Origin of the sequence: Moraxella tetraodonis (assembly GCF_022359095.1) — a bacterium.
In the GTDB taxonomy this organism is placed as follows: Bacteria; Pseudomonadota; Gammaproteobacteria; order Pseudomonadales; family Moraxellaceae; genus Faucicola; species Faucicola tetraodonis.
In genome coordinates, this window is sequence record NZ_JACSYB010000001.1 from 275,399 (window position 1) to 302,013 (window position 26,615).

The following is a 26,615-nucleotide window of genomic DNA, read 5'->3' on the forward strand; positions in this document are numbered from 1 at the left end:
GCATTTTTATGTCAGTTGATTTTTCCAATACATTAATTGTGGCGGTCTCTGCCACGGCATTGTTTGACCTATCGGAGTCTGAGCGGTTTTTTCAACAAGCGTTAACCGAAGATCCAGAAACGGCGATTGATAAATTTCGCAGCTATATGATTGAACGCGAAAATGATCCCTTGCAAACCGGGACGGGTTATCCGCTTATCAAAGCCTTACTCAATCTCAATCAGCATTGTGCAACCGATGACAAGGGCGAGGGCATAGCTGCGCCCATGGTTGAAGTGGTGATTATGTCAAAAAACAGCCCAGATACTGGTATTCAAGTATTAAATGCGCTGCGTAGTCATGGACTACCGATTAGTCGCTCGGCATTTACCTCAGGCGAAGGGGTGGCAGATTATGTGGCAGATTTTAAGGTGGATTTGTTTTTGACCACCAATCATGAAGATGCCCAGCAAGTCACCGATGCAGGCGTGTGTGCCTGCGCGATTTTGGATGCGCCGCCCATTGATATGAAAGAGCTAGACACCAATCAGCTACGCATTGCATTTGATGGCGATGCTGTGTTATTTGATGAAGCAGGGGAACTATTGTCGCGCCAGCAAGGACTCAAAGCGTTTCATGATTATGAAGCCAAAATGAGTGATGTGCCGATGAATAAAGGCCCGTATGCGGATTTTTTAATTAAACTCTCTAAACTACAAAAACGCCTGCCTGCTAAAATCAAGCATCCACCGATTCAAATTGCACTGGTGACCGCGCGCAATGCGCCTGCTGATTTGCGCGCGATTAAGACATTGCGTGATTGGGGCGTCAATGTGGATTTGGCGTTTTTTTTAGGTGGCTTAGATAAACGCCATGTACTGCAAACCTTTGCCCCACATATTTTCTTCGATGACTCCATTCATAATTACGAATCTGCTAAAGGCGTAGTACCCTCAGGGCTAGTGCCTTATAGCTCAAAATCAAAATTGTATGTCAAACAAACTGATGCCACGGCAACCCAAAACCTTGTTGAGATTCATCAAGGATAAAATTAATAGGTTTTATAAAAAATCCCATATAAAAAAATACCGCTTATTGCAAGCGGTATTTGTTATTGAACATTGGATTAGTGGTCAGATGCACCTGACGCACCGATACCGGTTAATGAACGTACATACTGTGCATCAAAGCCTTTTCTATCTAACTCAGCGCGTGGTGAGTTATCAGTGATAGATGCGATCCACGCTAGAATGAAGGTCACAGGCATACTAAATAACGCCACGTTTTTGTAGGGGAAAGCGGGTGATTCGTGTTTCATGATATCTACCCAAACCGCAGGTCCTAAGATAATCAGTAACACTGCGACTGCTAAGCCTGCAAACCCACCGATTACCGCACCACGCGTGGTTAGACCACGCCAGAACATCGCTAAGAAAAGAATCGGGAAGTTGGCGGATGCCGCGACCGCAAATACCAAACTTGCAATGAACGCAAGGTTTTGGTTTTCAAAGATAATACCGGTCACGATTGACAATAGACTTAACGCAACCACGGTAATTTTTGATGCACGCATCTCTTCTTCAGGTCTCGCTTGACCTTTTCTGATAACACTAGCATACAAGTCATGGCTGACCGCTGAGGCGCCTGATAACGTCAAACCTGCCACAACCGCTAGGATAGTCGCAAAAGCAACCGCCGAGATAAAGCCTAAGAATAGGTTACCACCCACGGCATGGGACAAGTGAATCGCTGCCATGTTGGCACCACCGATGAGTGCTTGTGAGCTTACGCCATCTTTAACCACTGTCGTGAAATAATCTGGATGTTCAGCTAAGATAACGATGGCACCCAAGCCAATAATGACAATTAAGAAGAATACGTATGAAATACAGCTTGCTGCCACCAACACTGATTTACGCGCAGCTTTGGCATCTGGCACCGTAAAGAAACGCATCAATACGTGTGGTAAACCTGCTGTACCAAACAATAGACCCAAACCTAATGAGATAGATTCAATGGGGTTATTGACCAACTTACCAGGCGACAAAATTGATTCGTGTTTGCTATGGGCAGCGACGGCTGACTTGAATAAATTTTCAAAACTAAAGCCAACATGGTTCATTACCATAAGGGCCATGAAAGTCGCACCCGACATCAATAAAACTGCTTTGATAATCTGCACCCAAGTGGTGGCTAGCATACCGCCAAACAATACATAAACCATCATTAACACACCAACGATGATTACTGCGTAAATATAATCTAATCCAAATAATAATTGAACCAATTTACCCGCACCAACCATCTGCGCAACCAAGTATAGCGCGACGACGACCAAGGTACCGGATGCCGCAAAAATACGTACTGGGGTTTGGGAAAAACGATAAGATGCCACATCTGCGAAGGTAAATTTACCCAAGTTACGTAGCCGCTCAGCGATTAAGAATAAAATAATTGGCCAGCCAATCAAGAAGGCTAGCGTATAAATCATGCCATCATAACCGACGGTAAAAACCATACTCGATAACCCCAAAAAGGTTACCGCTGACATATAGTCCCCTGCAATAGCAATCCCGTTTTTGGTACCTGAGATACCGCCGCCCGCGGTATAGAAGTCGCTAGCGGTTTTGTTTTGTTTTGATGCCCAGTAAGTAATACCGAGTGTTGCAAAAACGAAAATCAAGAACATGATAATGGCTGAGATATTCAGCGGTTGTTTTTTTACTTCGCCTTCTAGGGCGCCCGCTGCCCATGCTGGCATCTGTGCCATCAGACCCACTAGCGTCAAGCTTACGGCAGTTGAAACCTTGCCGATACGCTTGTGCAAGCCTTTAACAGCCAGGCCGTTATATTGTTGTTGTAACATGCCACCCTCCATGGTGTCAAAAATGATGTCAAAATTGTTATAAAAAGCACAATTTTAAAATTGAAAACCCAACACAATCCCTGTGAGGTTATACTTTACCACTGTTGATATCATCGATTACTTTACGAGTCATCGTGTCAAATTCGCCGTTTGCTTTGCTGACATATATCCAAGTGATGACTGGTACAAAAATCATAATGGCAACAACAATGTAAAAGCCAACAGGGACAGTCGAGCCTGCTGACAGTGGCGCAGCAAACATTTCAGGATCAAAGCCCACGAGTAACAGATAGCCAAACCACACAATTAAAGTAATGATAGAAAAAGTAAGTCCTAGGCTTGTTTTTCTCTTTGCCATGCTTTGGAACTCAGAATGATTAATGATACGCTGAATTTGTGCCTCATCCATGATAACGCTCCTTGTAAATGAATGAAAAAGACAACTCATTGATGATTAATTCAACAATCAGTGTCAAAACCGACAAGGAAGATAGCGATTGGGTGACAATAACAGTAGACAAAATATGGTGAAGCAAATCCGCTATGCTAAACGTAATAGATTGTCTTAAATGATACAAACAATCTCATCTTCCTGATTAGTTGCTATTATTAAATGAAAATTGTTAAAAAATCTAGCTGTTTTTTCTCAAACTGTAAAAAAATTGTAGAATGTTAGTTGAAAATTAGTGACAAGGTTATCAACGTACCCAAAATTATTAGATATAACTTGATACTCATAAGCGTGACTAATAATCATTGTGCCTAATCATGATTGCACCATCATGACTGTAACGCCCAATGACCATTAAAAATTATCAAGCTATCCATGATAAATAAATCATTGAGCGTACATACCGCCATTTAAACCAAACGGCATTTATTTGCCTCGTGTTCTACACATACCGTCTTTGCAGTCTTCTGCGACTTTACCATAGGCAAGTTGTGTCATCCAGTTGGGTACACGGTTGCGATGTCGCGCAAAAATAGGGTAAATCATATCGCTGGCTTGTTTCACCACAGGCCATTCAAACACGTTTGCAAACGGCAGTTGTGCGGTTTTGTACAGCAGTCGTACAGCATCCATGCCTTTTTGCATGTTCCCTTGTTTATCTTGCACACACAGATAAGTCATCGCCTCATCTTCGCTAATACCAAATTTGGCAAGTTCGTCCCGTGCGTCATCAATCGGAACGATGCGAATGGCGTCAGGTTTTTTCTCTGCCATATGCAAGGCTTCGGTACGGCAGACAGGGCAGGTATCATCATAGTACATGGTAATCATATTAACAGTCTCCGAAGATTAGCTTTTTAGGGCATCTAATACGGTCAAGTCGTTAAATTCAAAACCTTTATCCAGTAGCGCTGTGGGCACAACGCGCTGCCCATCCAACAGTAACGTCGACATTTCACCAAACATGGTCTTGACCACAAAGGCGGGCAGGGTCATCACAGTAGGGCGGTGCAACCAAGTGCCCATCGCATCGGTAAATGCAGCATTGCTAATAGGCGTTGGATTGGTCAAATTGTAAATTTGCTGAGTGGGCAGAATGTGAGTCAGGTTTTGTTCAATGATAAAAATCACCGCACGCACCCAATCAGTACGGCTAATCCAGCTCATGATTTGCTGACCATTGCCAAGCTTACCACCTGTGCCCATTTTAAATGGGGTAATCAGTCGCCCAACCATACCCCCCTCAGGCGCAATCACCACCCCTGTGCGCACAATCGCAACTGGCACAGCGTCTGTTACGGCATCTGTTACAGCATCTTGGGCAGTCAAAGCTAGCTGCTCCCACGCCTGACAAATTTCGTGAGCGAAGTCGGTTTTTGTCATGGGGCTGGTTTCATCAAGCGCGGTTGGGTCGTTTTCCTTTTGGATACCGTACCAACCGATGGCTGAGCCGCTAATCAATAGTTTTGGTTTGTTGCCGATTCGCTCAATATAATTAATTACCGCTTGTGTGGGTTTTAGTCGGCTATCGAACAATTCTTGCTTACGTGCCTCCGTCCAACGGCTGTCGGCAATACCCGCACCTGCTAGATTGATGATGACATCATACGTCTCATTGGTGCTGGCAAGATCGTCATAGCTAATAACGTCATCTGCGATATTTTTGGTTTTCTCTTTTTCTACAGAACGAGATACCCAAGTGACTGACGCAGTGTCACCTTTTACGCCATAGGTTTTTAACGATTGTGTTAATGCTGTGCCTAAAAATCCTGAACCGCCTGTGATAAGTATTTTCATTATTTATTTCCTTTTTTCTGTCAAAACTGAAATTTATGGGTAAAATTTTTAGCTTTTTGGTAAAACCAATTTGCCAACGATTACACTATTTAAACCGCCAAATATTGCAAGTCTGCCGTTAAACACCAAGATGCCTAACCATGTTAATAAAGTATTAGAACTAAATAATCTATTAATATCATGAAAGGCTATTACAAAGATAAAAAATGTCACAACACAGCCAATGAGAAATAATTTAAAATATTGCCAAACGCTAGAAAGTACTGTTTTTCTCAATGTTGCAGTCATTATCCCAATCCATCATTTCAAAAACTTCTGAATCGTCGCCCCAAGTTTTAAGATACGATTGAGCGTAGTGGAAGAAAGTTTTAGCATCTCGTTCGCCCAACTCGTCAGCGTATCGACAAATTGGTGGGTGTCTTTGATACGTTGTTGTATGTCTTTGCTTTCTGCGGCAAATTCTGGCTCATTGATTAAATCCGCCAAGAATCCAACCGTCGGCGCAAGCTCTCGGCGATAGCGTTCTTCGACAATCACCTTAGCCAATTCCCACACATCCGTGCCCGTGGTGAAATAATCGCGCCTATCACCGAGCGTATGGACCGTTTGTACCAGATTTAAGCTCTGCAATTCCTTGATACTATTGCTCACATTTGACCGCGCCACGCCTAAGGTCTCTTGGATTTCTTCGGCATTCATCGGCTTGGCTGCCAAAAATAACAAGGCATGAATCTGGGCAACGGTACGGTTTACGCCCCATTTATTGCCCATTTCGCCCCAATGTAAGACAAATTTTTCCATGGTAGGTGTGAGTTGCACTTTTTAGCCCTGTATGTAAGTCAATGGATATAAATTAATCAATTTTTAATTATTTTGAGATTTTTATATATTTCTGTCAATACAGAAATTTTGAAAATTGTAAAAATTTTGTGGTTGGGTTTGGATTGTTGACCTTACAAGTCGCGTTTTATTTCCCAAAAAAAAATAATTTCGGTAAGATGAAGGGGTTCATTATTTTTATTTTTTTGGTATTTATTTCTTTGGTAAAAGGATGACCCATGACGGCAACCCAAACACAACAACCCACCTTTCAAAAAGTCACGTATGATGTTGCAGATAGTGTTGCGACGATTACCCTCAATGATCCAGCATCACTCAATGCGCTAAATAGCGTGATGAAATCCGAGCTTTATCAAGCCCTTGATTACGCCCAATACGACACAGCCGCCAAAGTGATTGTCATCACAGGCGCGGGCAAGGGATTTTCTAGCGGTGGTGATATTCGCGAGATGCTATCAGGCGCAGATAACCGCGAAAACCTACTAAAAATGTCGCATAGTCTGACCATTGGGATTGCGGATATCACGCGGCGTATCCGCAAAATCAGCAAGCCGATTATCGCGCGTATTAATGGCGCGTGTGCGGGCGCAGGCATGAATATCGCGTTAGCGTGTGATTTTCGCGTCGCAAGTGATAATGCTAAATTTTTACAAGCCTTTGTCAATATCGGGCTAGTGCCTGATGGTGGTGGTATTTATCTGTTATCGCAGTTGATTGGTGCCGCCAAAACCACTGAGCTTGTGATGTTGGGTGAGCAAATCACCGCGCAAAAAGCAGAAGATTTGGGACTGGTGAATGCGCTGGTGAGTCAAGATGCGCTTGATGCGGCAGTGAAAAAACTGACCGACCGCCTCACAAGCTTGCCAACCCTAGCACTGGCGGCAATGAAGCAATCGATTAATCAAGTGGCATTTGCAGGATTGGATATCGCGCTAGACCAAGAGGTAATTTACCAAATGCAAATGGCGACCAGTGAAGACTTTAAAGAAGGGATTACCGCCTTTATGCAAAAGCGTCCTGCTGAGTTTAAAGGGCGATAAAGCATAGGGCAAGCTCCTAAAACCTTGCAAAAAATAGCGTCACCACCGACGCTATTTTTTTTGCGTACCATAATGCCCAAACTGGTAACGGATTTTGTTATCGCGGATTTCACCAACAAAGAAACGATATAAATTGGCGTGAAGATATTTCCAGCCTGTATTAAAATAGCCATCTTGCTGCAAGCGGCGTGGGTCAAAGCGAAAGGTGAGCGGTAGCATCTGATAACGGGTGATTTTTTTGGCGCGATTGACATAGTCACAATCTTCACACAAAGTTATAGACTCATCAAAGCCGCCCAATTGGTCATGCACGGATTTACTGGAAAAAATACACGCACCGACCGCCGTTGGCGATAAAAATTGGCTAACAAAAATACCTATGTTAAATAGCAGATAACCCACTGTAAACCAAGGTTTTAGGTGGTCAGCATTCATGTACACGCCGGCTACTTTTAGGGATTTTTTATCCAATAATTGACTGGCTTTTTGCAAAAAGTCTGCATCCAACCGCACATCGGCATCTAAGAACAGTATTCGTTCATTTTTGGCTAGGTTTGCCCCTGTATTACGACCCAAGCTGACGCCACGCTTTGGCATTTTATGTACGCTTATCGCGGGCAATTGATGGCGAAAACTGGCTGCAATTTGACAGGTGTCATCTTCGCTGTTGGAATCCACCACAATGACTTCAAAATTTTGGTAGCTTTGCTGAGCTAAGTCACGCAAAATATTGCCGATACGTTCGGCTTCGTTTAGGGTAATAATCACGATGCTAATTGGCGTCATAAGCTTATTCACAAGGGCAACAATCGTTTAAAACGGCAGTTTTTTAGATTTTTTATCATAAATGAACAATATGACGATTTGGTGATTGCCAAAAAAGTTTTGGCTGCTAAGCTATTGAATGAGCAATCGAGCTGATGCAGAATTCAATGGGCGATGGCATGGTAACCAGTTAGAAGGAATAAAGTATGTGCATTGTGGCGTTGGCTTGGCAGCTGTTTGAGGATAAACCCTTGGTGCTATTATCCAATCGCGATGAATTTTTGCAGCGTCCTACGCGCGCACTACATGAATGGCAATTGCCGAATGGAAAAAAAATCATCGCGGGGCAAGATGCGCAAGCAGGGGGCACTTGGTTGGGTATCGATCCTGTGCATGGGCGCTGGGGGGTGATTTTAAACTACCGAGAGATTATCAAAGATAAGCCTGTCTTTGCCACGTCCCGCGGTCAGTTAATCCTTGATTATTTAAGTGGTGAGTGGTCGCCGCTAGCTTTCGCAAGGCAAATTGATTTGCCCTGCTACGATGGGTTCAATCTAGTCATCGGCGATCGGCAGCAAGCGGTGCTGCTTAATAATAAAGGGTATGGCATCGAGGTATTGGCAAAAGGCTTATACGTATTATCCAATGGTCAACCAAATACGGCATGGTTTAAAACGCAGAAACTGCGCAAGCGAGTACGACAAAAGTTGTTGCCGCTGCTTGCTGGGCATGAGGATTGGCAAACAGCCAATTGGAAAAACGTGGCATTTGAGATATTGCAAGACCGTGAACAAGCGCCTATCACCCAGCTACCTGATACAGGTTTAGGTATCAAGACAGAGTTGGCGTTGTCTTCCGTCTTTATTCCTGCCAACCGCCTCGATAATTTGCTAGGAAGTAGCTATGGGACACGCGTGAGTACCTTGCTCACCATCACGCATACAGGGTTTGATATGCAAGAAAAAAACCTGGAAAATGACACTATCATCCGTATCACGCCCGATGTTAACGCCACATAATCAATGAAAAAAACAGCCGAAAAATCAAAAAAATAGACAATAAAATGGGCTATCCATCAACCGCAAGCTTAATGGATATGCCCAAACATCATCATCAGCTCAGTATCGAGCCTATCAAAATCCAATTCGATAGTGTTATCCAAAAAAATCACTTCAATACGGTTATCGGTTTGTGGCTCACAGGCCACCAAATCGAGCGAATCAGGGGTAAAATTCATGGTTTGCCATTGCTCATCATGCGTATGTTTGATATGAACCACCGATTTAATACGTTGCCAGTTGGGCAGTGTCAACAGCCATTCCATCAGCACAGTCATATCAATGGTCCAGTCGGCTGACAGCCGCCAGCCGATGATTTGATAGCCGTTTTGTACATCATGATAGCGAAATGGCAAGTCATCATTGGCAGCTGTTGGTGATTGGGTCGGGTCGGCTTGGGTGGTGGATAGAGCGGGGGACTGAGCAAAACTTGTTAAGCTAATTTTTTGGTAATGGCTACGCTCGGCAAGCACTTGGCTTGATTGCTTGAGCGCTTGTTGCAATTGCCGCAGATTGTCTTCGCTCAGCGTTTGTTCTGCTTGCCAAATCAATTTTGCTTTAGGGTTTAAGCCTTTTACCCATGCGGTTAGTTGGGTTTTTTGGCTGTCATCCAACCCATGAAAGCGATTAATCACCACCACATCACAAAATCGCACATGCGCTTGGTAGCCTTCATTGTCACGATAACGGGCATCTTGCCAATGACGCGCATTGACGATACTGATGGCAGATTTTAGCGACAGCGCAGTTTGCCAATGCGGTGCAGATAGTTGCTCAATCAGCTCTCGCGGGTGTGCAAGCCCTGTTGGCTCAATCCATAATCGGTCAGGTCTATATTCAGACGTCAAGCGAGCGAGTGCAATTTGTAGCGGCAGTTGCGACGTACAGCAGATACAGCCACCAGATACTTGGCGAATCGCTAAATCATGGCTAGAACTACCCGTCAATAGCTTTTCATCAATACCGATTTGACCCGCTTCATTGACCAAAATCGCCCACTTTTCTTGGTGCTGAAAATGTGTGATACAGGCATTGATAAAACTGGTTTTTCCAGAACCTAAAAAGCCCATCACCAGGTGACAGGCTGTATTTACAATCAACGGTTTTATCATAACAATTTCTTAACTCTGTTAACTTGGCTTTTTTAATCCGCTCTGTTAAATAGCGCTTGTTTAGCTTTCTGCCCCATCGGGTACAAACACGTACCCCACGCCCCAAACGGTTTGGATATAGCGCGCTTGCGAAGGGTTATCTTCGATGAGACGGCGTAAACGCGATACTTGCACATCAATTGAGCGCTCCATTGCGCCCCATTCACGGCCGCGTGCCAGATTCATCAGTTTATCACGGGTTAAGGGCTCACGGGGATGTTGTACCAAAGCCTTTAATACACTAAATTCACCTGTGGTTAAGGTCACGATATTGCCATCACGTTTTAGGGTACGTGTTGATAAATCTAATGTCCATGAGCCAAATTCGACCACTTCCATTTGCTGACTGGGTGCACCTGGCAATTCACGCGTTTGCCGACGCAACACGGCTTTAATACGTGCCAATAATTCTTTGGGGTTAAAGGGTTTTGGCAGATAATCATCCGCGCCTGCTTCAAGTCCTGCGATACGATCGGCATCGGAACCTTTAGCGGTCAACATAATAATCGGGATATCGGAGTTTTCTGCGCGTAAGCGATGGCAAATACTGATACCGTCTTCGTTAGGTAGCATCAAATCAAGCACAATCAGCGAAAATAACTCGCGCTGCATCAATTTGTCCATTTGGCTACCATCATGCGCAGTACGTACGATATAACCATCGTCTTCTAAGAAACGTTGCAGCAAAGTGCGAAGGCGCGCATCATCATCAACGACCAAAATGCGCTGATTCATATCGCCGGCGGCTGATGGATTGGGGGTAGATTCTACAGTGGGGTTAATGTCATCACTCATTGATTATTTTCCTCATTTTTATCGTCGATATTCCTATCACCAATATTCCTATCATTAATGTTATTTTCACTCGAATGTTATTTTCACTCGAATGTTATTTTCACTACACAGTTTTTATAAATACCCAATTGTTTTTATAAACGCTAAATATCTTCCATTAGCGTGCTGAACTGAACCTTATAATTAATAGTTAGGACAGGTAATGTTATAAAATATATGGGTATAAAAATTTTTATTAGGGACTGATAAGGGTATTTTGAAACGATTGGTTACAACTTGCAAGCATTATCAATCTTATTATTTAGCTAAATTTGCTTGGTTATGCGGTTATTAAAGCAAAAAAATGTGTCGATTGCTGTAGTGATTTTGCTAAAAATGCGACGTTAGCTTGTAGGGTGGCCACCTATTATATAGTCATCAGTTAGCAAAATTTTAGTTTAACAACAGGGGTATCGATGGTAAGGTAAAAATTCACTAAAGATTTTTGTTAAAATAGCGTTTACCTATTATCTTTGTGTATTGTTTTGTTATAATGCGTGAACTCTGAAGTTATGAGTTCATCCTTATAAGTGTTAGGCAAAAATATGACTACAAACGTTACTGCCATTGCGGCTAATCCAGCGGTAGATGTACTCTCTGAGCAAGTCCAGCAAGCCATTTATCAAAAATTAGCTGCCAATCTTGGTATCAAACTCAACCAAATGATGGCATTCGTCAAACTCTATGATGATGGGGCGACGATTCCGTTTATTGCCCGCTATCGTAAAGACCAAACCGGCGGGCTCGATGACGTACAATTGCGTAGTCTGGAAAAATCGCTCAGCTATGAACGAGATATGGCCATTCGCCGCCAAAAAATCATTGAGCTGTTGACCTCACAAAATAAGCTAACCGATGAATTGAGTGAACGCATTAATCAGGCGGCATCCAAACTTGAGCTAGAAGACATTTATTTGCCGTATCGTCCGCGTCGCCGCTCACTGGCAACCCAAGCGCGTGAAGCAGGACTTGAGCCAATTGCCTTGGCGGTTTTAAATGAGTCGGTAAGCCCAGAGACAGCCTTATCAGATTATCAAGCGCCAGCGCCTGTTCAAGATGACAACGGCGAAGCCGAAGCGTCAATTTTTGAAGATAAAGAAAAACAGTTATCAGGTATCGGTGCCATTATTATCGATGAGTGGACACAGCAGCTTGATCTACTCGACAAACTGCGCGTCGGCTTTGGTAAAATTGCCCAAATTCATAGCCGTCTAGTGGGCGAAGAAAAACGGGAAGTCGGCGAAAAATACAAAGACTATTTTGACCACGCTGAAAGCTTGGCACGTCTACCCAATCATCGATTATTAGCGATGCTACGCGGCCGCCAAGACAACGTACTGACGATTGCGATTGAAGGCGATGATGCACCATTTACCCAGCAAATTAATCAGGCATTTAACTTAACGGCTGCTGAGCCTAGTGAGCGTCAACAATTTTTATTGTCACTGGGCAAAAAACTGTGGTTGGATAAATGGCGTCCGCATATTGAGCATCGTTTGCTCACAGAAAAACGCTTAACGGCTGAATCAGCAGCAATTGACGTGTTTGCAAACAATTTACAGCATTTATTAATGGCAGCGCCAGCGGGTCAAAAAACGATTCTAGGCGTCGATCCGGGTATCCGTCATGGGGTTAAAATGGCCGTGGTTGATAGCCTAGGTCATGTTGCCAAAAATAGCGATGATAGTTTTGCGATTGCAACAGTGTATCCATTTGCCCCAGACAATAAGGTCGATGAAGCCAAACAAACCATTGCAGATTTACTCAAAAATCACCATGTGCATTTAATCGCCATTGGTAATGGTACGGCTAGCCGTGAGACAGATGCTTTAATCAAAGAAATTTTGGCAGAAAACAGCGCTCAAGGAAACGGCGATATCAAAGCCGTGCCTGTGGTAGTCAATGAGTCTGGTGCGTCTGTGTACTCAGCCAGCGAACTGGCATCGCAAGAATTACAAGAGCTTGATGTATCCATTCGTGGGGCAGTATCGATTGCCCGTCGTTTGCAAGATCCCTTGTCTGAGCTGGTTAAAGTCGATCCCAAAGCCATTGGCGTGGGTCAATATCAGCATGACGTCAACCAAACGCAGCTGGCTGATAGTTTAACCAAAGTCACGCAAGACTGTGTGAATGCGGTGGGCGTAGATGTCAATACTGCAAGTCCTGCGATTTTATCTTATATTGCAGGTCTCAATGTCAATGTAGCACAGCAAATTGTCAACTACCGCAACGAACATGGCGCCTTTGCCAACCGTGAACAGCTCAAAAATGTGCCAAGATTGGGTGCCAAAACTTTTGAACAAGCGGCAGGTTTTTTACGCATTCGTGGCGGTGATGAGCCGTTAGATGCAACAGGCTTACACCCAGAAAACTACGAGATGGTCAAACAATGGCTGGCCTCAACCGACAACAACCTCAACGATGTGCTAGGTGACGAGTCAGCGCTTAACAATCTGACCGCTTCACTTATCGCTGCCGCAAACGATGAGGTTAATGATGCCGAGCAAGCAACGCTGAAAGCCGCTGCCATCAAACAAGAATTAGCCAAACCTGCCCACGATCCAAGACCGAGCTTTAAAACAGCGCAGTTTCGTGACGATGTCAATAGCCTCAACGATTTAACCGAAGGCATGACGCTTGAAGGCGTGGTCACCAATGTGACAAGTTTTGGTTGTTTTGTTGATGTTGGCGTACATCAAGATGGCTTGGTACATATCTCAGAGATGGGTAACGAGTTTATCGCCGATCCGTTAAATCATGTCAAACCAGGTGATATCGTCACCGTTCGCGTGATTTCAGTGGATGCAGAGCGTAAACGCGTGGGCTTTAGCATGAAGTCAGATACCCCAATGGCAGCCAAACCTGCTGAAAAAGCACCCGCTAGTAAAGCAAAAAATACCAACCAATCAATGGCTGGTACGGCGAAAAAATACGCAGACCCTACCGAGCGCAGCAGCAAATCAGCCAAACATTCGGGCAAAGCCCAACGTAGTGACAAAGCCGCTAAACCGCAAAACCAAGGAGCCGACAAACCGCAAAAAATTGGTAGCTTAGGTGCATTGTTGGCGCAAGCAGGTCTAAAAAAATCAACATAAACCCCGCATCATTGGTAAACGTGCATCCAAATGGCTAAATCCATTTAGATGTTGCGATTGGTGATACAAGGTTTCGAGTGAGTGATGGTCAAATTTTTACAAGCATTTTGGCAAGCGACTCGCCCACGCACTTATCCACTAGCGGTGGCTGGCATATAGTAGCCAATGCGTTGGCATACTCGCGTATTGGCAGCTTTACCAGCAAAAATTGGCAAATCTTTTTGCTAAGCCTTTGGGTTGCCTTAGGCTTACAAATTTTATCCAATTTAGCCAACGACTACGGCGATGGCATACGGGGCACTGATGCCCATCGACTCGACAGACAGACTGCCCAAGGGACAATCAACCCCAAGACCCTCAAGAACTTAATCATAAGTTGGGCACTGTTTATTTTTGGCTGTGGTATTGGCTTACTTTGGCTGAGCTTTAACAGTCTGACCGATTTCTTCACCTTCTTAGCATTGGGCATCATCGCCATTATCGCCGCAGTGACCTATACCATGGGTAAAAACCCCTATGGGTACAATGCGAAAGGCGAAATAGCAGTATTTTTATTCTTCGGCTTAGTTAATGTACTAGGGGGCGTGTACCTACAAACACAATTTATCCGTGTGAGGGATATTATTGCTGCCGTGGTGATCGGCCTGCTATGCACTTGCGTATTGATGATTAACAATATGCGGGATTTTGACACAGATACAAGCGCTGGAAAAAATACCCTTACCACCACCTTAGGCAAAGAAAGCATGAGCCACCTGTATCGGTTTATATTGTTGGGTGCTTACTTTTTACTAATTACCTTTGTGACCTTGCGACAAAATTTTTATCTATTAAGTCTACTTATTCTAGTCTCTCCGATTGCCAAGCATCTAAAAATGATTCGCCATTATAGTGATGAAAATATCCCCTCAAACGCACTAGCGCCAGAACTAGCCAAAATTGTCTTAATCACTCTGGCAACCATTATATTGATGAGTGTAAGTATTCTTATCTTTAACTATAAAAAACTAATTTGAAAATAAATCAAAAAACTTTTCCCATTAGTATTGACAGGTAAAAAGAAAAGCGTATAATACGCACTCACTGGCAGCGACTACAGCCACAAACTGTAGTAAAAACAACAACTTAAATTAATATAGATATAAGTTGAGCGGTCATAAAAAATTAAAGAAAAAAGTTATTGACAACACAAAATAAGCTGTTAAAATAGCGACCTTCTTAACGACATCAGCCGATGATGTTGTGAACTAAATAACAACGAACACAAGAACAACTTGTGTGGATTTTCACTTAGGGCGATAAAATTAAGACTTTAATTAATTGTATTGTCACAGTGAAGATACTCGTAAGTTTATTTGAGCAAAGACAGTATAAATAATTGAGTCAACAAATTAATAACTTAATAACTGCGCAAGTGGATATTAAGATATAGAAAGATTAAACTGAAGAGTTTGATCATGGCTCAGATTGAACGCTGGCGGCAGGCTTAACACATGCAAGTCGAACGATGATTATCTAGCTTGCTAGATATGATTAGTGGCGGACGGGTGAGTAACATTTAGGAATCTGCCTAGTAGTGGGGGATAGCTCGGGGAAACTCGAATTAATACCGCATACGACCTACGGGTGAAAGGGGGCGCAAGCTCTTGCTATTAGATGAGCCTAAATCAGATTAGCTAGTTGGTGGGGTAAAGGCCCACCAAGGCGACGATCTGTAACTGGTCTGAGAGGATGATCAGTCACACCGGAACTGAGACACGGTCCGGACTCCTACGGGAGGCAGCAGTGGGGAATATTGGACAATGGGGGCAACCCTGATCCAGCCATGCCGCGTGTGTGAAGAAGGCCTTTTGGTTGTAAAGCACTTTAAGCAGGGAGGAGAGGCTAATGGTTAATACCCATTAGATTAGACGTTACCTGCAGAATAAGCACCGGCTAACTCTGTGCCAGCAGCCGCGGTAATACAGAGGGTGCGAGCGTTAATCGGAATTACTGGGCGTAAAGCGAGTGTAGGTGGCTCATTAAGTCACATGTGAAATCCCCGGGCTTAACCTGGGAACTGCATGTGATACTGGTGGTGCTAGAATATGTGAGAGGGAAGTAGAATTCCAGGTGTAGCGGTGAAATGCGTAGAGATCTGGAGGAATACCGATGGCGAAGGCAGCTTCCTGGCATAATATTGACACTGAGATTCGAAAGCGTGGGTAGCAAACAGGATTAGATACCCTGGTAGTCCACGCCGTAAACGATGTCTACTAGCCGTTGGGGTCCTTGAGACTTTAGTGGCGCAGTTAACGCGATAAGTAGACCGCCTGGGGAGTACGGCCGCAAGGTTAAAACTCAAATGAATTGACGGGGGCCCGCACAAGCGGTGGAGCATGTGGTTTAATTCGATGCAACGCGAAGAACCTTACCTGGTCTTGACATAGTGAGAATCCTGCAGAGATGCGGGAGTGCCTTCGGGAATTCACATACAGGTGCTGCATGGCTGTCGTCAGCTCGTGTCGTGAGATGTTGGGTTAAGTCCCGCAACGAGCGCAACCCTTTTCCTTATTTGCCAGCGGGTTAAGCCGGGAACTTTAAGGATACTGCCAGTGACAAACTGGAGGAAGGCGGGGACGACGTCAAGTCATCATGGCCCTTACGACCAGGGCTACACACGTGCTACAATGGTAGGTACAGAGGGTTGCTACACAGCGATGTGATGCTAATCTCAAAAAGCCTATCGTAGTCCGGATTGGAGTCTGCAACTCGACTCCATGAAGTCGGAATCGCTAGTAATCGCAGATCAGAATGCTGCGGTGAATACGTTCCCGGGCCTTGTACACACCGCCCGTCACACCATGGGAGTCTATTGCACCAGAAGTAGGTAGCCTAACGCAAGAGGGCGCTTACCACGGTGTGGTCGATGACTGGGGTGAAGTCGTAACAAGGTAGCCGTAGGGGAACCTGCGGCTGGATCACCTCCTTAACTAAAGCACTAAGTGAGAATTCACAGCAAGTTGTTCTTGTGTATAAATAAGCTAATTCGAGGGTTACGGCTTTAGAATTTACTTCGTAAATTCTCTTGCACTCGGGCAAAGCGATGCTTTGCTAATCCTCGTTCAGGGTCTATAGCTCAGTTGGTTAGAGCACTGCCTTGATAAGGCAGGGGTCATAAGTTCAAGTCTTATTAGACCCACCATTTAACCAGAGGTTAAATGCTTTAGAATTTACTTCGTAAATTCTCTTGCGCTCGGGCAAAGCGATGCTTTGCTGATCCTTGCTCAGGGGCCATAGCTCAGTTGGTAGAGCGCCTGCCTTGCACGCAGGAGGTCAGGAGTTCGACTCTCCTTGGCTCCACCATAATTAGCTTAACGTAATAAAGCAGACAGAGTAATTTAGTAAGTATTAAGAGATTACTTCAATCTGTTTTATCAGAAATCACGACCTGACGAGGGTCTGATAATTCAATAACAACATAGAGAAATGAGTCTGGGTTAATTATCAAGTTCCAACGAAGATAATTAACCTTAGTAATCAGCCAATCAGACCCAAAGAAATGATTGGAATAACTGATTACTTAAAAGTAAAGAGAACTGAATCAAGCGTAAACATAGGTGAAGATCGTTACCATTACCTATACGACCCTTTAGGGTTGTATAGTCAAGTAATGAAGTGCACATGGTGGATGCCTTGGCAGTCAGAGGCGATGAAAGACGTGACAGCCTGCGAAAAGCGTCGGGGAGGCGGCAATATCCTGTGATCCGGCGATATCTGAATGGGGAAACCCACTTGTCATAAGACAGGTATCGTAAATTTATTTACGAGGCAAACCGGGAGAAGTGAAACATCTCAGTAACCCGAGGAAAAGACATCAATAGAGATTCCCCTAGTAGCGGCGAGCGAACGGGGAGGAGCCGACTGATTATAATTTAGAGGAATGACTTGGAAAGGTCAATCGTAGAGGGTGATAATCCCGTACTCGAAAGGTTATAAGAAGCATATTAAGTAGGGCGGAACACGAGAAATTCTGTCTGAAGATGGGGGGACCATCCTCCAAGGCTAAATACTCCTGACTGACCGATAGTGAACCAGTACCGTGAGGGAAAGGCGAAAAGAACCCCTGTGAGGGGAGTGAAATAGAACCTGAAACCGTGTGCATACAAGCAGTCGGAGCGGACATGTTCCGTGACGGCGTACCTTTTGTATAATGGGTCAGCGACTTATATTCTGTAGCAAGGTTAACCGAATAGGGGAGCCGTAGGGAAACCGAGTCTTAATAGGGCGTCTAGTTGCAGGGTATAGACCCGAAACCGAGTGATCTATCCATGAGCAGGTTGAAAGTGACGTAACAGTTACCGGAGGACCGAACCCACTGTCGTTGAAAAGCCAGGGGATGACTTGTGGATAGGGGTGAAAGGCTAATCAAACTCGGTGATAGCTGGTTCTCCCCGAAAGCTATTTAGGTAGCGCCTCGGACGAACACCATTGGGGGTAGAGCACTGTTTCGGCTAGGGGGTCATCCCGACTTACCAAACCGATGCAAACTCCGAATACCGATGAGTGATATCCGGGAGACAGACGGCGGGTGCTAACGTCCGTCGTCAAGAGGGAAACAACCCAGACCGCCAGCTAAGGCCCCAAATTCCTAGTTAAGTGGGAAACGATGTGGGAAGGCACAGACAGCTAGGAGGTTGGCTTAGAAGCAGCCATCCTTTAAAGAAAGCGTAATAGCTCACTAGTCGAGTCGGCCTGCGCGGAAGATGTAACGGGGCTCAAACTAGGAGCCGAAGCTGCGGATTTAATTGTTTCAATTAAGTGGTAGGGGAGCATTGTGTAAGCCTGTGAAGGTGTGTTGTAAAGCATGCTGGAGGTATCACAAGAGCGAATGCTGACGTGAGTAACGACAAAACGGGTGAAAAGCCCGTTCGCCGGAAGACCAAGGGTTCCAGTCCAACGTTAATCGGGGCTGGGTGAGTCGACCCCTAAGGCGAGGCCGAAAGGCGTAGTCGATGGGAAATCGGTTAATATTCCGATACTTGTTTATGATGCGATGGAGGGACGGAGAAGGTTATGCCAGCTTGGCGATGGTTGTCCAAGTGGAAGGATGTAGTTAGGTTTAGTAGGCAAATCCGCTAGACTATTAATGAGATCTGATAGCAAGCTGTACTTGTACAGCGAAGTGGCAAATACCCTGCTTCCAGGAAAAGCTTCTAAGCGATAGTCATAAAGAAATCGTACCCGAAACCGACACAGGTGGTCAGGTAGAGAATACCAAGGCGCTTGAGAGAACTCTGCTGAAGGAACTAGGCAAAATGGTACCGTAACTTCGGGAGAAGGTACGCTGCCGATGGTGAGTAGTCACGCACTACAAAGCTATTGGCAGTCGCAGATACCAGGCCGCTGCAACTGTTTATTAAAAACACAGCACTCTGCAAACACGAAAGTGGACGTATAGGGTGTGATGCCTGCCCGGTGCTGGAAGGTTAATTGATGGGGTTAGCGTAAGCGAAGCTCTTGATCGAAGCCCCAGTAAACGGCGGCCGTAACTATAACGGTCCTAAGGTAGCGAAATTCCTTGTCGGGTAAGTTCCGACCTGCACGAATGGCATAATGATGGCGGCGCTGTCTCCAGCAGAGACTCAGTGAAATCGAAATCGCAGTGAAGATGCTGTGTACCCGCGGCTAGACGGAAAGACCCCGTGAACCTTTACTACAGCTTTACATTGAACTTTGACCTTACCTGTGTAGGATAGGTGGGAGGCTTTGAAGCAGGCACGCCAGTGTCTGTGGAGCCATCCTTGAAATACCACCCTGGTAATGTTGGGGTTCTAACTCAAGCTTAACAGAGCTGAGGACAATGTATGGTGGGTAGTTTGACTGGGGCGGTCTCCTCCTAAAGAGTAACGGAGGAGTACGAAGGTGCGCTCAGAACGGTCGGAAATCGTTCGAAGAGTATAAAGGCAAAAGCGCGCTTAACTGCGAGACCCACAAGTCGAGCAGATACGAAAGTAGGTCTTAGTGATCCGGTGGTTCTGTATGGAAGGGCCATCGCTCAACGGATAAAAGGTACTCTGGGGATAACAGGCTGATACCGCCCAAGAGTTCATATCGACGGCGGTGTTTGGCACCTCGATGTCGGCTCATCTCATCCTGGGGCTGAAGCAGGTCCCAAGGGTATGGCTGTTCGCCATTTAAAGAGGTACGCGAGCTGGGTTTAGAACGTCGTGAGACAGTTCGGTCCCTATCTACCGTGGGCGTTGGAAATTTGAGAGGATCTGCTCCTAGTACGAGAGGACCAGAGTGGACGAACCTCTGGTGTTTCGGTTGTGACGCCAGTCGCATTGCCGAGTAGCTATGTTCGGATGGGATAACCGCTGAAAGCATCTAAGCGGGAAGCCCACCTTAAGATTAGATTTCCCTAAAGAGCCGTTGTAGACTACGACGTTGATAGGTTGGGTGTGGAAGCATAGTGATATGTGTAGCTAACCAATACTAATTGCTCGTTTGGCTTGACTATACAACGCCTAAATGGCTTTGTAGGTAATAACGATTATCACCTCGCTTGATATAGCTGATACTTTACTTCTAAAATAACTCATTCCTCTATCCCCCTTTGCTGACGATAATAGCTTGGAGGTCCCACCTGATCCCTTCCCGAACTCAGAAGTGAAACTCCAATGCGCCAATGGTAGTGTGGTTCGCCCATGTGAGAGTAGGTCATCGTCAGCTCCCTATTCCAAATCACCCTCTTTATTCGTTTAAAGGGGGTGTTTTTTTGCTTTGTAGTTTCTCAAGATGTTTTATATTTGGTATTATCAGAAACTTAAAATGCTAAGACACTACCTTTATGAAAACCAAACCACAAAACAGAAGTGTCGTAAAATCCGGTATAAACGTAAGAAGGATGGCATGTCAAAGCTTGTCCGCCGTACCTTTTAAATTAAAGCTTAATAAAATAGAAAAAGAAAAAGTGTGGCAACTACCACACTTTTTAACGATAAATAAAATACAAGTTTTTTGGCGATTATTTTGATAAATCTATCGCATAATCTGCCAAGCCTTTATTTGAACCGTCGTCATTATTTACGATGCTAATATTGGTTAATCCTGCTTTTTGGGCAAAGTCAATTTTGTTTGCACTCGATTTAAAGGTTACAGGACCCGCTGTTTTTACTTTGACAAACCGCCAGCTACGACTGCTACCATTATTGGTTAATGATAAATTCTTAGCCGCTTTGATGTAATTAATCAGCACATCACGATTGGCATCCGGTGATTCAACTACATTGGTACTATTGATGCTGTAGTACTCCTTTAGACCTGATGCACGATAGTTATTGGTTGCGATGATAAATGGTGCGTTGTCTTCAATCGGCTTGCCTTTGTAGGTTAAGTTTTGGATACGGCTACCGATAGGTTTAGTCACATCAATTTCATATTGCACATCGGGTGAGGTAAACATATCAAAGTTATACCCAGGAAAAGTGCTGATTAACGCTTGTGGCGTAGTAAGGCTTGGGTTTATTTGATTAAAGCGTTTGGCAGAATTCTCTAGCCATTTTTTGATATCACTGCCTTGTATTTTTACTGCAAACACGGTATTTGGATACAGGTACAAATCAGCCGCATTGTTAATGGCGATATTGCCTTGCGCGACATCCGTATAATCTGAACCCCCTGCAAATCCGCTTTTAAATGGGGCACTCACCGATAAGACAGGGATATCTTTATATTGTGGCAAATTGGCGTTAATGTAATCGCTGATATAATTGGCTTGGGCTTGGTTGACCACTTGAATCGCTGACACATCACCCACATCAGCAAAGTAAGAAGTCATTGAGAAATCGGATGTACCGATTGGGGTTTTGACATAATTAATAGTGGCATTATGTTCTGCCTGAATTAATTGAGCCACTCGCGGGTTGGCTGCTACAAAAGTTTTATCAGCATTTTGGATAGTACGCACTTCCACTTTGGTATTGTTTTTATTGACGACCCATTTTTTGCCATCAAAGGTTAAATTCAATTTGATGACCCCTAACCCTTTGCCCCAAAAACTTGGCATGACAGCAGGTACGTTGTTTAATAAGCCATTAACTTTATCAATACCTGCCTGGTCTAAGCGGGTGTCTTTGCTACTAGCATCAGGAAACACTTGATGTGTGTGTCCCATCAAAATCGCATCAATACCTGCCACTTGCGATAGATGCCAACTGGCGTTTTCCATCGTTGGGCTGTATGGGGATGTATCAATCCCACCATGCGACAAGGCGACAATGACATCTGCACCTTCAGTTTTCATTTGTGGCACGTATTTTTCTGCCATTTCTTTCGCACCGGCGGTGGTGACTTTGCCGTCTAGCCATTTTTTGTCCCATTGCATAATACCGGGTGTGGTAAAGCCAATGATGCCAATTTTTAGCGGTACGGTAACCGTCTTACCCTCTGGTGTGGTTGCCGTAAAGGTTTTGGTAATGATTTTATAAGGCTTAAACAGTGGCTGATTATTGCGAGCGCTAATGACATTGGATAAAACCAAGGGGAAGTTAGGTCCTTTACAAGCACTAGCACTTGCGGTTATGCCATCAACATTAAACTGACTGCCTGTAATTTGATTAAGATAGTTCAACCCATAGTTAAATTCATGGTTACCAATCGTACCTGCATCATATTTTAGGTCATTCATAACCTTATAAATGCCTAGTGTTTCGTTGCATTTGACAGGGTTCACCGTTGCTTGATAGTCACCTAAAGCACTACCTTGAATGGTATCACCGTTGTCTAGCAAGATATTATTGGCAGATTCACTACGAGCGTTATTGATAAGCGTTGCCGTTCGCTCAAGCCCAAAACTTTTGTCTTCTGTCAACTTGTAATAATCATAACTCATGACATTATTATGCAAATCTGACGTTTCAAGAATAGTAAAGTTAAGGTTCGTATTGGTAGCGATTTGCTGTGGTTTAGGGTCATTACTATCATTATCATTGTTATTACAAGCAACAAGTGACATGCTTGCTACAATCATGGATGTGGTAAGACAAATGCGCTTGATTTGCGTATTTTTATAATGATGGTTTTTATAGTTCATGATCGCTCACTAAATTAGGCTCAAATAAGAGCGTTGATAAATTTGTGAAATATCATAGAAAGGTTGCGTGACAAAATGATGAATAGTGAGGGGCTAATAAAATTCGCTACCCACTCCCTAGTCTTAAGCGACCCTGCAAACAACCAATTGTTACGACTAAGCAGCCAAAGACGCATCTGATTGTTTGCCCAATTCTGGGATAACCCTTAGCTTGCTCGCCAATACACTTTTAGTACGCTATTATCGCGACTTAACTGTAATAACTCATCCAATAGCAAACGCAGCTTTTTCGTTGTTGTCGCTTCAAGACCACCCCAGATGTGTTCAATTTGGCAAGGATGTTGTTGTAAAAAATCTTGTAGGGTCGTAAAAATCTGCGTATGGGGCAGTTGGTTATCATTCGCCACAATTGGCAACACCGTTGCAGGATACTGGGTTAAAACGTCTTCTAAATAAGCCAAATCTTGCTGGCTTTGCAAAAAGGTCAGTATAATCGGCGGTGTTGTCTGCTCGGTCATTGGCCACTGCTCTAACAGGCTGGCTACGGTTGGTAGTGAGGTTTCATCAGCGATTAATAGATTTTGTCCCTGTGGCTGATTAACATCGAGATGGTCGATTTTTTCGGGGAATTCTCGCTCACTGGTAAAAATATCGCCTATTTTTAACGATTTTACCCAAGTTTCGCCAAGACTGATTTCGCCGTTTTTTTCTCCATGACAATAGATATCTATCCAAGCCAAGTTTTGCGTTTCACCGTTTTCATCCACGGTTTGCCATGCCTTGCGAAGCGTATAATAACGGTAGGGGCGGGGGTATTTTTTTAGGTCGGTGTCGGGCAGTTTGACATCAAACAAAAACGCATAACCTGCCGGTAAATCGGATAAATCGCTATCGGTTTGCACTGTCAAACGATACATATGGTGACTGACCGTTTCCACGCTTTGTAGACAAAATTGACGCTGCTTGATGTCAATGGTTTTTTTACCTTGTTTGCGGTCGCTGCGCTGCAATAAGGCGACATATTGGTCGTTAAATTTTTCAAGGGTTTGGGCCGGCTCACTAAATGCCAAAAGCTGATTGTCTAAGTGCTGCTCGCTTTGCGCAAATTTCAAATCCAACAGTAAGCCTTGTTGATAGATTTGGCGCAAGGTCACATTTTGCAAGGTTTTTTGCTGAACCTTGGTTAAGTTTAGCAAGCCTAACGCCATGTGCTTCATATCATCGCTGTGGTCTTCGTTGATGTGATCGATGATGTCGGCAATTTCGGGGTCATCAAATAAAGTCAGATTTTCTGGGTGCATAGAATGTAATTTTTGTTAAAGGGTGATAAGAAAAGGACTTGGGGTAACAAGTCCTTTGTTTAAATTTATGAACCTGATTAAAACTTCGCGGTTAAGCTAACACTGGCTTGTCGCTCTGCGCCCATCCAGCAATTATTGCGGTCATAACAACTACCCACGTAGGTTTTGTCAAAAAGATTGCTGACATTTAGCCCTGCAGTCAAGGTCGGGGAAATTTGGTAACTGCCCGATACATCCACTAAGGTCACGCTAGGCAAGGTGTCAGAATTTGCCTGATTGATTTGCATGCCTGACTGATAGCGAACGCCTAGATTGAGTATGGTCTTGTTATTTGGGGTGATGCCTGCCCAGAGACTGGCTTTGTGCTTGGCGACTTGTTGTGGCATCTTACCGACATATTCTGGGTGAAATTCGTCTTTGGTAATTTCGGCATCGACATAGCCGTAGCCTAGCCCGACATTAAGCCATTTGTTAAAGCGATGGTCGGCTGAGATTTCAAAGCCTTTTGAGGTGATTTCGCCGGTTTGGGTGACGGTGAGCCAGTCGCTAGAATTGAGAGGTTCGTTCTTTTTCTTGATGTCATAGGCGGCAAAGGTGGCTTTGGTCGCTTTATCGGGCGAAACGTATTTAACCCCTGCTTCGATTTGGTTGGCGGTGGTGGGTTTTAGCGGTTCATTTGTGTTATAAAACATACTTACCACAGGCTGAAATGATTGCGAAAAGCTGGCATATGGGGCAAAGCCATTGTCAAATTGGTACATGCTCGACAACCGTCCTGATGTGTGTTTGGCGGTGTAGTCAATAGTATTGTCGGCCACACCTGGACTTTTGGCAATAGTGGTATTTTTATAGTTATCATGGCGTAATCCTGCGACCACCGTCCATTTTTTCCATTGTATTTCGTCTTGTAAATACACACCTAACTGAGATTGTTCGATATCGTTGCTGAGTTGGTAGCCTGTGAGATTGAGGTCAATCTTACTAAATTGGTCGTAGTCGGGGTCAGCAAGGTCAATCGTTGGCACGCCACTATAAATCGCATCCGCATATTTGGCGGTACTATCTGTTTTTTGATAATCCACACCCAATAGCAAGTTGTGTGAACTATTCTTGGTAAACAGGCTATACGCCAACTGGTTATCCGTCGCCCAGTTGGTCATTTTTTCATCGGTGGTGTAAGCAGTACGGGTGAGAATGCTGTCCGAACCATCGATAAAAGGCGAATCTGTGTCAGTTTTGGGATGATAGGTGTTTTTTTGTTGAGCATCGGCATCGGTATAACGCAAGCTGTGTTTAAACTTTAAAAAGTCGTTGATTTTCCAGTTAATCGTTTCACTCGGCATAAAGACTTTTTTGCTAAAATCGTTCCATTTATCGCCGGCATAGGCGTCGGCTTTCAGCTTGCCATAACTGGCGTTATACACCGTACCCACCCCAGGTAGCGGCGTAGAAGGGACTTGGTGTGGGTCATCTTGGTAATAAATGTTGGCAAGTACCGAAACATTTTTGTTAGGTTTCCATACGATAGAAGGATTGATTAATACCCGTTTTTCTTCGGTCGTTTGCATTTGTCCGTCTTTTTCACGGGCTAATGCCACCATGCGATAATTGGTGGTATCGTTAATAGGACCTGTGCTGTCAATGGCGATTTCTTTAAGATTATTGGTGCCCGCCCGTAGTCTAATTTCGTTTTCGGGGGTGTTTTTTGGGGTTTTGGCGATTTGATTGACCATGCCACCCGGCTCATTATAGCCATATAGTGATGAAGCAGGTCCCTTGAGTACTTCCACAGCTTCGGTGGCATAGGCATCGACTTGGGGCATTAAATTCCAAGTTCCATCATACGGCAGCCGCATCCCGTCATAAAAGTTGGAATAATTCTTAAAACCACGCAGGGTGTATTCATCAAAAATGCCAACCGTCCCACGACTTTCGCTACTGACACCTGGTTCATAACGCAGCGCACTCGCCACACTGTCTGCTTGGCGTTGCTGCAATGTCTCTTGCTCGATACGAGAATAACTCATGGGGGTTTTTTCGGGGTCAAGGGCGGTCTTGGTAGCGGTGGTGCGGTAAGCATCACTACGAATGACCAAGGTATCTAATGTGGTTTCAGGTGCTTCTTCGCTATTGGCTGCAACGTCTGCCAGCACTTGACTCGCAAAAACATGGCTAATACCCACCGCTAAACTAGCCCGTATTGCTACTGATAAAAAAGATAAACGCATAAGTGACCCCGTCACAATAAATGATTACAGAAATTTACAGTATGGTAAAATTAATGAAAATAATAACAATAATCATTCTTATTTGCAATTATATTTAATCAGCTGTTACGAGGTTTTAGCGCAGTCCATGTCGA

General features: G+C 44.3%; 17 protein-coding genes, 2 tRNA genes and 3 rRNA genes. 10 read left to right on the forward strand and 12 right to left on the reverse strand.

What is annotated here, in order from left to right; translation table 11 throughout:
• Positions 1-8: 8 nt before the first annotated feature.
• A complete protein-coding gene (locus H9W84_RS01220) occupies positions 9-1,028 on the forward strand; it encodes a 5'-nucleotidase (RefSeq protein WP_239741375.1) in 1,020 nt (339 codons plus the stop codon).
• Between the two features lie 77 nt (positions 1,029-1,105).
• Here H9W84_RS01220 and H9W84_RS01225 read toward each other — a convergent pair whose 3' ends face one another.
• From H9W84_RS01225 to H9W84_RS01250, 6 genes are all read right to left on the reverse strand, one after another.
• Positions 1,106-2,749 (reverse strand): cation acetate symporter, encoded by a 1,644-nt coding sequence (locus H9W84_RS01225; RefSeq protein ID WP_275579735.1) that lies wholly within the window; start codon positions 2,747-2,749, stop codon positions 1,106-1,108.
• A gap of 184 nt (positions 2,750-2,933) precedes the next feature.
• A complete protein-coding gene (locus tag H9W84_RS01230) occupies positions 2,934-3,254 on the reverse strand; it encodes a DUF485 domain-containing protein (RefSeq protein WP_099807461.1) in 321 nt (106 codons plus the stop codon).
• Between the two features lie 468 nt (positions 3,255-3,722).
• Entirely contained in the window at positions 3,723-4,127 is a 405-nt protein-coding gene (locus H9W84_RS01235; RefSeq protein WP_239741376.1) for a thiol-disulfide oxidoreductase DCC family protein, read from the reverse strand.
• Between the two features lie 18 nt (positions 4,128-4,145).
• On the reverse strand, positions 4,146-5,093 hold the full coding sequence (locus H9W84_RS01240) for a TIGR01777 family oxidoreductase (RefSeq protein WP_239741377.1): 948 nt from the start codon (positions 5,091-5,093) through the stop codon (positions 4,146-4,148).
• A 48-nt stretch (positions 5,094-5,141) separates the two neighbouring features.
• Positions 5,142-5,381: a hypothetical protein gene (locus H9W84_RS01245; protein ID WP_239741378.1), complete on the reverse strand. Its 240-nt coding sequence runs from the start codon at positions 5,379-5,381 to the stop codon at positions 5,142-5,144.
• A 12-nt stretch (positions 5,382-5,393) separates the two neighbouring features.
• Positions 5,394-5,912, reverse strand: coding sequence for a MarR family transcriptional regulator (locus tag H9W84_RS01250; RefSeq protein WP_239741379.1), 519 nt, complete (start codon positions 5,910-5,912; stop codon positions 5,394-5,396).
• 239 nt (positions 5,913-6,151) lie between these two features.
• On the opposite strand from H9W84_RS01250, the gene H9W84_RS01255 reads away from it, so the two are divergent.
• On the forward strand, positions 6,152-6,973 hold the full coding sequence (locus H9W84_RS01255) for an enoyl-CoA hydratase/isomerase family protein (protein ID WP_007117335.1): 822 nt from the start codon (positions 6,152-6,154) through the stop codon (positions 6,971-6,973).
• 51 nt (positions 6,974-7,024) lie between these two features.
• Here the strand turns inward: H9W84_RS01255 and H9W84_RS01260 are convergent, their stop codons facing one another.
• Positions 7,025-7,759, reverse strand: coding sequence for a glycosyltransferase (locus tag H9W84_RS01260; protein ID WP_239741380.1), 735 nt, complete (start codon positions 7,757-7,759; stop codon positions 7,025-7,027).
• A gap of 185 nt (positions 7,760-7,944) precedes the next feature.
• Here H9W84_RS01260 and H9W84_RS01265 point away from each other — a divergent pair, with 185 nt between their 5' ends.
• The gene (locus tag H9W84_RS01265) at positions 7,945-8,757 is read left to right on the forward strand and encodes an NRDE family protein (protein ID WP_239741381.1); all 813 of its coding nucleotides are present in this window, start codon (positions 7,945-7,947) and stop codon (positions 8,755-8,757) included.
• Positions 8,758-8,825: 68 nt separating this feature from the next.
• Here the strand turns inward: H9W84_RS01265 and H9W84_RS01270 are convergent, their stop codons facing one another.
• Together H9W84_RS01270 and ompR are read right to left on the reverse strand one after the other, a co-directional pair.
• Positions 8,826-9,908, reverse strand: a complete 1,083-nt coding sequence (locus H9W84_RS01270; RefSeq protein ID WP_239741382.1) for a CobW family GTP-binding protein — start codon at positions 9,906-9,908, stop codon at positions 8,826-8,828.
• A 60-nt stretch (positions 9,909-9,968) separates the two neighbouring features.
• On the reverse strand, positions 9,969-10,742 hold the full coding sequence (gene ompR / locus H9W84_RS01275; RefSeq protein WP_239741383.1) for an osmolarity response regulator transcription factor OmpR: 774 nt from the start codon (positions 10,740-10,742) through the stop codon (positions 9,969-9,971).
• Positions 10,743-11,326: 584 nt separating this feature from the next.
• On the opposite strand from ompR, the gene H9W84_RS01280 reads away from it, so the two are divergent.
• The 7 genes from H9W84_RS01280 to rrf all read left to right on the forward strand — a co-directional run bounded on the left by H9W84_RS01280 (position 11,327) and on the right by rrf (position 20,590).
• Positions 11,327-13,876, forward strand: a complete 2,550-nt coding sequence (locus H9W84_RS01280; RefSeq protein WP_275579706.1) for a Tex family protein — start codon at positions 11,327-11,329, stop codon at positions 13,874-13,876.
• A gap of 77 nt (positions 13,877-13,953) precedes the next feature.
• Positions 13,954-14,892, forward strand: coding sequence for a 1,4-dihydroxy-2-naphthoate octaprenyltransferase (gene menA, locus H9W84_RS01285; RefSeq protein WP_239741384.1), 939 nt, complete (start codon positions 13,954-13,956; stop codon positions 14,890-14,892).
• Positions 14,893-15,315: 423 nt separating this feature from the next.
• Positions 15,316-16,847: ribosomal RNA gene (locus H9W84_RS01290) — 16S ribosomal RNA — on the forward strand.
• A gap of 136 nt (positions 16,848-16,983) precedes the next feature.
• A tRNA-Ile gene (locus H9W84_RS01295) sits at positions 16,984-17,060 on the forward strand.
• Positions 17,061-17,145: 85 nt separating this feature from the next.
• Positions 17,146-17,221: transfer RNA gene (locus H9W84_RS01300), tRNA-Ala, on the forward strand.
• A gap of 298 nt (positions 17,222-17,519) precedes the next feature.
• Positions 17,520-20,378, forward strand: a 23S ribosomal RNA gene (locus tag H9W84_RS01305).
• Between the two features lie 98 nt (positions 20,379-20,476).
• Positions 20,477-20,590: ribosomal RNA gene (gene rrf, locus H9W84_RS01310) — 5S ribosomal RNA — on the forward strand.
• Together the 16S, 23S and 5S rRNA genes with 2 tRNA genes alongside form the textbook arrangement of a ribosomal RNA operon.
• 295 nt (positions 20,591-20,885) lie before the next feature.
• On the opposite strand, the gene H9W84_RS01315 is transcribed toward rrf, so the two are convergent.
• From H9W84_RS01315 to H9W84_RS01325, 3 genes are all read right to left on the reverse strand, one after another.
• Positions 20,886-22,952: a bifunctional 2',3'-cyclic-nucleotide 2'-phosphodiesterase/3'-nucleotidase gene (locus tag H9W84_RS01315; protein WP_239741385.1), complete on the reverse strand. Its 2,067-nt coding sequence runs from the start codon at positions 22,950-22,952 to the stop codon at positions 20,886-20,888.
• A 206-nt stretch (positions 22,953-23,158) separates the two neighbouring features.
• Positions 23,159-24,253, reverse strand: coding sequence for an SIP domain-containing protein (locus H9W84_RS01320; protein ID WP_239741386.1), 1,095 nt, complete (start codon positions 24,251-24,253; stop codon positions 23,159-23,161).
• Positions 24,254-24,330: 77 nt separating this feature from the next.
• On the reverse strand, positions 24,331-26,481 hold the full coding sequence (locus tag H9W84_RS01325; protein ID WP_239741387.1) for a TonB-dependent siderophore receptor: 2,151 nt from the start codon (positions 26,479-26,481) through the stop codon (positions 24,331-24,333).
• Positions 26,482-26,615 lie beyond the last annotated feature (134 nt).